Consider the following 7,807-nt stretch of genomic DNA (forward strand, 5'->3'; position numbering starts at 1 on the left):
TGCTGGAAGATAAGATTCGCAAGAAGTTCGAAGACGGTAACTACGAGATCCAGATCATCGGCTTTGCCAAGCAGATTGGCGACATCGCCGACGGCGCAAAGGGCGTGCTGGTGTACTGCGGCATTGCACTGGTGCTGACCGCGTTGGCCGTCTATTGGTACTGCCGCTCCATCCGCTTCACGATTCTGCCCGTTGCGTGCTCGCTGACTTCGCTGATCTGGCAGTTCGGGACCCTGCGCATGCTGGGTTATGGACTCGATCCGCTTGCGGTTCTTGTTCCCTTCCTCGTCTTTGCCATCGGCGTGTCGCACGGGGTGCAGCAGATCAACTTCATCGTCCGCGAGCTGGCACACGGTAAGACAACGATGCAGGCTGCCCGCCTAAGCTTTACCGGCCTGCTGATCCCCGGCACGTTGGCGCTCATCACGGCGTTCGTCTCGTTTGTGACGCTCCTGCTGATTCCGATCCCCATGGTGCGGGAGCTCGCCGTCACGGCTTCCATCGGGGTGGGCTACAAGATCATCACCAACCTGATCATGCTCCCGGTCGCGGCATCGTTCTGCCACTTCTCCAAAGAGTATGCCGAGAACGCCATGCTCAAACGCGAGCAACGCTCGCAGTGGCTTCGCTTCCTGGCCCGCGTGGCCGAGCCGCGAAACGCGGTGCTTGTAACGGTGGCCGTGGCGGGGCTGTTTGGCGTCGCCGTATGGGAGAGCCGTGATCGCGTGATCGGAACGCTGCAGCCTGGCGCACCGGAGCTGCGTGCGGACGCGCGCTTCAACCTCGACGCTGCGCAGATTGCTGCCAACTACGACATGGGTCTGGACTGGCTGTCGATCGTGTTCGAGGCACCGGCCGAGTCGTGCGACAACGTGGCAATCGGCGCGATGCAGGAGGACTTCACCTGGAAGATGCAGAACGTGCCCGGCGTGCTCTCGGCAACCTCGTTCTCCAGCCAGTTGCAGACCTACAACGCGGGCTACAACGAAGGCAACCCCAAGATGTCGGTGGTGCCTATCGACTCCGCCAACTACGCGGCATTGGCGGTGGAGATTGCGCGCATGCGCGGCTTCGTTCGCAAAGACTGCAGCATGAGCGCGGTGCACCTGTACCTGAGCGACCACAAGGCGAGCACCATCAACCGCGTGATCGCCGCCGTCAAGGAATATCGGCAGAACAGTAAGCTCGATGGTGTGAACATCCGCCTTGCTGCGGGCAATGCTGGCGTGCTGGCCGCCATTAACGACGAGGTTGAGAAGAGCGAGTTGCCGATGATGCTGTACGTGTACGCTGCCATCATCATTCTGGTCTTCCTCGCCTACCGCGACATTCGCGCCATGATCGCCTGCTGCGTGCCTCTGACCGTGGCAACGTTCATCGGCTATTGGTTCATGAAGGAGCTCGACATCGGGCTCACCGTTGCGACGCTACCCGTCATGGTGCTCGCTGTCGGCATCGGCGTTGACTACGCGTTCTACATCTATAACCGCATGCAGCTTCACCTGGCCGACGGCGAGACCATCGCCAAGGCACTGGAGCACTCGATCCTCGAGGTTGGCATGGCCACCATCTTTACCGCAATCACGCTGGCCATCGGCGTAGCCACCTGGGCCTTCTCAGGGCTGAAGTTCCAGGCCGACATGGGCAAGCTCCTCGCCTTCATGTTCATTGTGAACCTGGTCATGGCGCTCACCGCGTTGCCGGCACTCGCAGTGGTGCTCGAGAAGCTGCTGCCGCGTCGCCGACCGGTCAAGGCCCCTGGCATCCTGTCCCACTAAGAGGAGCATCGATCATGAACCGCAATTGGAAGATCTCCTCCGCTCGCTTGGGTGCCTCTCTCGGTTTGGCATTGCTCGGCAGCGTGGCGCTTGCCCAGCAAGCCCCCGAAGCAGCGAAACAGGAACACGTGTTGGCGACCTTCCCAGCACGTCACATGGAGGGTGCGCTGCTCGCCCCCATCAACGAAGCGACACGCGCTGGCAGCCGCATTGTTGCAGTCGGTGCGAATGGCGTGATTCTGCTGTCCGATGATGAAGGCAAGCACTTCCGGCAAGCCAAGAACGTACCGATCCGCTCCACGCTCACCAGTGTGAGCTTTGCGGATGCCCAGCACGGCTGGGCGGCCGGGCACTGGGGCATCATCCTCGGCACCACGGACGGGGGCGAGAACTGGTCGATCCTGCGCAAGGACACGAGCGTTGACCAACCGCTATTCTCGATCCGCTTCAAGAACGCCAACGAGGGTCTTGCAGTCGGCCTGTGGTCGCTCATGCTCGCCACGACCGATGGAGGAAAGTCCTGGTCGAGCGTTCAACTGCCCAATGCGCCTGGCCGCAACAAGGCGGATCTGAACCTCATGCACATCTTTAGCGGGCGCAATGGCCAGTACTTCATTACGGCAGAGCAGGGCGTTGTGCTCAAGTCCAGCGCAGACTGGCAGCACTGGGAATACCTGAGCACGGGCTACAACGGCACGCTCTGGACGGGCACGTCGCTGCCCGACGGCAAGCTCATGGTGGCGGGCCTGCGTGGTTCGCTGTACGCGAGTGAGGACGACGGGGCCACGTGGAAGCGTGCCGATACGCAGACCAGCAGTTCCATCACGGATATTGCTGCGTCCAACGGGGTGGTGATGGCTGTGGGGCTGGACGGTGTGACGCTGGAAAGTGCGGATGGCGGCCACCTGTTCAGAACGCGGCAGCGTGATGATCGGCTGTCGTACACGGCATTGGTACCACGTACCACCGGCGGCTTCGCCTTCATGTCCGTGAAGGGCCCTGTGGATCCGTCCAAGGAGTAGATAGGCACTCCGATTTCTGCTGCGGTGCGCGGGCTATCGGCCTGCACCGAGCGACGTAGATGCTGCCATCTAGTGCATGAGGCCTGAAGCCCCATCTTCTCGATCGGGGCTTCCGATTTTCGACGGCATAAATAAATGGTTAGCGATGCAAGGCAGTGTGGGCTTTCCACTCCATGCATTCGCTCTGCGCAGGTGATCTGTCCGCGAACTCGAGAACGTGCTTAGGGATGTAGGCACGCAAATTCGGGAAGGCAGATTAACGTGGACTGCGTTTACAAGTAATACGAGGGTACTGCTACATGAAGGCAATAGAGCAAGTTGGCAAGGTGGTCGACTATGTTGTTGTCGGCGGCGGGTCGACTGGTTGTGTTATCGCATCTCGTCTAAGCGAGGACGACGATGTCACTGTCACGCTGCTTGAAGAGGGGCCTCGAGATAGGAGCCCTTATATTCATATACCAGGGGCGTACTACAAAACGGCACAGGGCCCTCTTCTGAAGCGTATCCCTTGGATCCCTACCGCCGAGCAGGCGCGCACCGAAGCCCCGACGATGGTGCAGGCGAGCGTTCTAGGTGGCGGAAGCTCTGTCAACGCCATGATCTACATTCGTGGTGTGCCGTCAGACTATGAACAATGGCGCCAGTCTGGTGCTGCAGGTTGGGGGTATGCGGATGTACTCCCATATTTTATTCGCGCTGAAGATAACGAGCGCTTCTGCAACGAGAGTCACGGAGTGGGCGGCCCCCTCGGCGTGTCAGACATTGCGCATATTCACCCACTCACAAAAGCGTGGTTGAAGGCTTGCCAGCAGGCAGGCCTACCTTACAACGAGGACTTCAATTCGGGAGACCCGACGGGGTGTGGGCTGTATCAGATCACCGCGCGAGATGGTCGACGAAGCAGCTCTGCAGTCGCTTATCTGCGCTCTGCCGAGGCGCGCCCCAATCTTGAAGTGCGTACTGGGATACGCGTGACAAAAATCCTTATCGAAAAAGGAAGAGCCACTGGGGTCGAATACGTAGAGCGCGGAAAGACCTGCCGACTCCGCGCCAAGCGCGAAGTTATCCTTTGCGCGGGTGCTATCAATTCGCCAAAGCTGTTGATGCTCTCAGGTGTCGGCCCAGCAAGCATGCTTGAGCAACACGGCATCCCTGTGCACGCCGATCTAACGGGCGTCGGACAGAACTTGCAGGATCATATTGAGATCTCGCTGATCTACCAGCTTAATGGTCCGCACAGCTACGACAAGTACAAGAAACCCCATTGGAAGGCTCTGGCGGGGCTGCAGTATGCACTTTTCAACAGCGGGCCGGCTTCGTCGAATCTCATTGAAGGAGGGGCCTTCTGGTGGGGAAATCGCTCTGAGTTGACGCCCGATGTTCAGTATTTCCTTGTGGTCGGGGCTGGGATCGAAGAGGGCGTAGATGGCGTGCCGGGTGGTAATGGTTGCACCGTGAATCTTGGACAGATTAGGCCTAGATCACGTGGATTTATCACTTTGACGAGCAGCGATCCCACGGCATTGCCCGCTGTCAACCCTCGCTACTTCAGCGATCCCTATGATCTGGATGCTGTTGTGGAGGGGTGTTCCACAGCGATTGAAATCATGGACAAGCCAGCAATCAAAAAATACCTGGTTGATCGCGTCGTCCCATCCCCTAGCGTTCAAGACACGGCAGGGCTGCGCCGGTTCTGCCAAGAGACTGCCCATGCTGCACTGCATCCCGCTGGGACCTGTCGAATGGGCAGCGATCATGGGGCAGTGGTCGATCCAGAATTGAAGGTCCGAGGCATCGACGGTTTGCGGGTGGCGGATGCGTCTGTCATGCCCACGCTCATTTCTGGTAACCCTAACGCCGTCTGCATCATGATCGGAGAAAAGGCGTCCGACCTCATTCGCGGGCGAAAGCTTGGTGATTGAGTCCATGTAGCGGGTTGTTCGTTCCAGGTAAGGCACTAACAGCGGTATCCCGCAAAACCAAGCGCCACTGCTGCTCTGTGTCCAGCATGCCGGAGCCTGGCGGGCTCTTTTCTAGAGTGGAGAGAATCAATTGGATAAGTTGCTTAACGATGCCTACGCGGTGCTTCTTCCAGCTTTCGCCAGCTTGGAGTTGAACGAAAGCGTACTGCGCTATCTCGACAACGGAGGCGTCAGCCTTCTCTTCGGCGAGAGCCGCGAAGAGTACGTCGCACGCAGTATGACCGTGGCGCGACGTTCGAGCGAAACAGCGGAGGCGTTCCGCACTGCTGTTGATGAAGCTCGTCAGCGGACGCGAGCGCCGCTTCTAATCGCTGTTGATCAGGAGCTTGGAGGAATCGAACGGTTGCATGACCTTGTGCCGTCAATGCCGTCCGCGGCGCTGGCTGTCGACGTGCGGTCTAGCGAAATCGCCGCCTGCTCCTATACGATGGCGCGTGCCGCACGCTCACTTGGGGTGAACCTATTTCTTGCGCCGATTGTCGACGTAGTGACTGGTGAAAACCCATGGCTCAAGGGCCGGCACCTCGGCTCCGACGAGTGCGAAGTGAGCCGAATCGCCTGCGCATTTGTTCGCGGTGCTCAAGAGGCGGGAGTCGCTGCGACAGCAAAGCATTTTCCGGGGCATCCGGTAACGAAGCTAGATCCGGCACTTCACGAAGCTGTCGTCGAAGGCTCCATGCAGGATTTGCAGCCGACGCTCAATGTATTTCGAGACCTCATTGAAGGTGGTGTTAAAGCAATCATGGCAGGTCCGACCCTGGTTCCTGCCCTCGATCCGGTGCAACCCTCAAGTACCTCGCGAAGGACATTGGCTTTTCTTCGTGAAGAGCTTCGGTTTCAAGGATTGATCATCTCGGACGATCTGGATGCGCCCGGAATATTAAGGGGTCGCCCGATTGCCGAAGTGGCTGTGGCGTCTATTGCAGCGGGCGCGGATTTGTTGCTGCTCTCGAGTGAGGCGGGGTTGGATGATATCGCTCAGGCGATTGCGAGCGCGGTTCATAAGGGCATGATCGAGGTCGGGCGGCTGTCGGATGCCGCCAATCGCGTCCGAGCATTGGCAATTGAACTTGATGCCGAGCGTTATACAACTGCCGACGTTAACACCAAAGAAGGTCGGTGCGCATGACCGGCGAGCTGACGCGGAAGGCGTATGGGGTGCTATTTCCGGTGCTCGAGACACTCCATCTATCTGAGCACATCGCTCGATTTCTCGATCGAGGCGGAAAGAGTCTGCTTTTTGGCGAGACCGGAGAGGAATACTCGACTGGACGCATGAGTCAGCAAAGGCTTCAGCGAGAGACCCTCCAAGCGTGGCACGGCGTTATCGAAGATGCGAAGAATAGGGCGGGCAGTCTTATCTTCGCAGCGGATGCCGATATTGCTGCGGTGCACCGGCTAGAAGGGTTCGCTCGCAAGCTGCCAGACCGCGAATCCGCTCAATGCATGCAGGCCGCCGCCTTGGAGGAAATCTGTTTCGAGATGGGCAGAGGCGTCGCTGCAACTGGAATAAATCTGGTGCTGTCACCCACTGCAGATGTTGTGACCGGACGCAACGAATGGCTCCAGGGGCGCACACTCGCGGACGATCCGGAAGTCGTCACGCAGATGGTACGTGCGTATGTGCGTGGTGTGCGCCGAGCGGGCTTGAGCGCGACGTTGAAACATTTCCCGGGGCATCCCGAATGTTCGGGGCACCCGGCACGAGATGCCGCGGTGGTACCTTGTTCCTTGAGTGCGCTGAAGTCAGTGTGGTCCCCATTTCGAGCCGGCATAGAAGAGGGGGTCGAGGCTGTAATGATGGGACCGGCTCAGTTCAACGCCGTTACCCCCGCCAAGGCTGGATCTCTTTCTGGCACATTAATTTCAATATTGCGAACCGAATTGGGATTCGGCGGCCTTGTAATGACCTGCGACCTTGACCACAAAGCGACCATTGGTCAAGCTTCATTGGGTGATACGGCAGTTGCTGCACTCAATGCGGGCGCAGACCTGCTTCTGCTATCGCCAAAGGCGGCGACTCGGCTGGATGAGGTTGCCGCATCAATCGTAAGGGCTGTGTCTAGCGGTACTCTCAATCTGGCGCGCTTGGAAGCGGCATATGCGAAGGTGTGTGCGCAGGCGGATAGATGACTCTGGTGGCAGAGCCTCTTTGCGTTGCCGTAAAAGAAGCTCTGCGTCCAGCGGGGAACGGTAATAGGCGGCACTCTTTTGGAGTGCCACAGTTGCGCGCGGTCGAGGCAGACTTCCCTATGCCAAAGCAAAAGCAGTAGCTTGTTTAAGCTCCACTTGCGACGCGATCGTGTCTTTGGCTTACAACTGGTAGGGACCCTTCTCCAATATGGTGGTTGTCCTTTCGAGGATGCCCGCGAATTCCAGTTGCCCAAGAGCAGTAATGTCCGCTGCGTCTGCGATGACGTATACCGAATTCGGATCGGGGAATTCTCCTATCCAGATCCCGTCGGCGCGACTCCCGCTTGCAGCGTGCAGTTGTGCTGCTATTCCCGCAGAGGTGCCAGGCTTGCAGCGGCACGCAATCAAGGCCTTCCCAGTACTGCCCACAGTGGTTGAATTGCCGCTGTGAATCTTCCCGGCGATAGGGTTAACCACCGACAGGTGTTGCCGATCGATAAACGTCACCGCGCGTGGCAAGAAATTCGTGGCCCAGTCTTGGTTCGCTCCCAGTGCCGCTCGCTTTACGGTGCGATCCGCCAACGATGCGTATTCCCACAGATGTAGGAAGCGAGGGTGGTCTCCATGCGCCATCCAATTGCCGACCAGGCGTCCGAAATCGTTACCGCGGATAGGCATTCCGATTTCGCAGAACAACGCCAGGTAGTTCGACACGTTCTCAGGTGAGAACGTGTACTCGCGAAGCTCGTAGATCATAATGGTCTTAACGAGCGGTGTAGCCGCCGTCAACGGTGAACATGCCACCGGTGGCGAACGACGCTTCGTCAGATGCCAGGAACAGGATCATGGTGGCGATTTCATGTGGCGTGCCCATGCGGTTGACCGGTGCACG

At 58.6% G+C, this 7,807-nt stretch carries 7 protein-coding genes; 5 read left to right on the top strand and 2 right to left on the bottom strand.

The genetic code is table 11. The features are described 5' to 3' along the window. From ACU8YE_RS23525 to ACU8YE_RS23545, 5 genes are all read left to right on the top strand, one after another. The coding region (locus ACU8YE_RS23525) for an efflux RND transporter permease subunit (protein WP_446929753.1) at positions 1-1,778 on the top strand (1,778 nt) is incomplete at its 5' end. A gap of 14 nt (positions 1,779-1,792) precedes the next feature. Then, complete coding sequence (locus ACU8YE_RS23530; RefSeq protein WP_446929754.1) at positions 1,793-2,800, top strand: WD40/YVTN/BNR-like repeat-containing protein; 1,008 nt, start codon at positions 1,793-1,795, stop codon at positions 2,798-2,800. 299 nt (positions 2,801-3,099) lie between these two features. Further along, positions 3,100-4,722, top strand: coding sequence for a GMC family oxidoreductase (locus tag ACU8YE_RS23535; protein ID WP_446929755.1), 1,623 nt, complete (start codon positions 3,100-3,102; stop codon positions 4,720-4,722). A gap of 130 nt (positions 4,723-4,852) precedes the next feature. Next, entirely contained in the window at positions 4,853-5,911 is a 1,059-nt protein-coding gene (locus tag ACU8YE_RS23540; RefSeq protein WP_446929756.1) for a glycoside hydrolase family 3 N-terminal domain-containing protein, read from the top strand. Then, on the top strand, positions 5,908-6,915 hold the full coding sequence (locus ACU8YE_RS23545) for a glycoside hydrolase family 3 N-terminal domain-containing protein (protein WP_446929757.1): 1,008 nt from the start codon (positions 5,908-5,910) through the stop codon (positions 6,913-6,915). Before ACU8YE_RS23540 ends, ACU8YE_RS23545 begins: the two co-directional genes overlap by 4 nt. A 180-nt stretch (positions 6,916-7,095) precedes the next feature. Here the strand turns inward: ACU8YE_RS23545 and ACU8YE_RS23550 are convergent, their stop codons facing one another. Both ACU8YE_RS23550 and ACU8YE_RS23555 read right to left on the bottom strand, forming a co-directional pair. Next, a complete protein-coding gene (locus ACU8YE_RS23550) occupies positions 7,096-7,671 on the bottom strand; it encodes an NIPSNAP family protein (RefSeq protein WP_446929758.1) in 576 nt (191 codons plus the stop codon). A gap of 7 nt (positions 7,672-7,678) precedes the next feature. After that, positions 7,679-7,807, bottom strand: a 129-nt coding sequence (locus tag ACU8YE_RS23555) for an SDR family oxidoreductase (RefSeq protein WP_446929752.1), incomplete at its 5' end; no start/stop codon positions are given.

The organism is Ralstonia sp. VS2407 (assembly GCF_052950655.1).

Coding starts and splice junctions, on each gene's coding strand:
- ACU8YE_RS23530 (WP_446929754.1), top strand. CDS start 1,793: ATGAACCGCAATTGGAAGATCTCCTCCGCTCGCTTGGGTGCCTCTCTC.
- ACU8YE_RS23535 (WP_446929755.1), top strand. CDS start 3,100: ATGAAGGCAATAGAGCAAGTTGGCAAGGTGGTCGACTATGTTGTTGTC.
- ACU8YE_RS23545 (WP_446929757.1), top strand. CDS start 5,908: ATGACCGGCGAGCTGACGCGGAAGGCGTATGGGGTGCTATTTCCGGTG.
- ACU8YE_RS23550 (WP_446929758.1), bottom strand. CDS start 7,671: ATGATCTACGAGCTTCGCGAGTACACGTTCTCACCTGAGAACGTGTCG.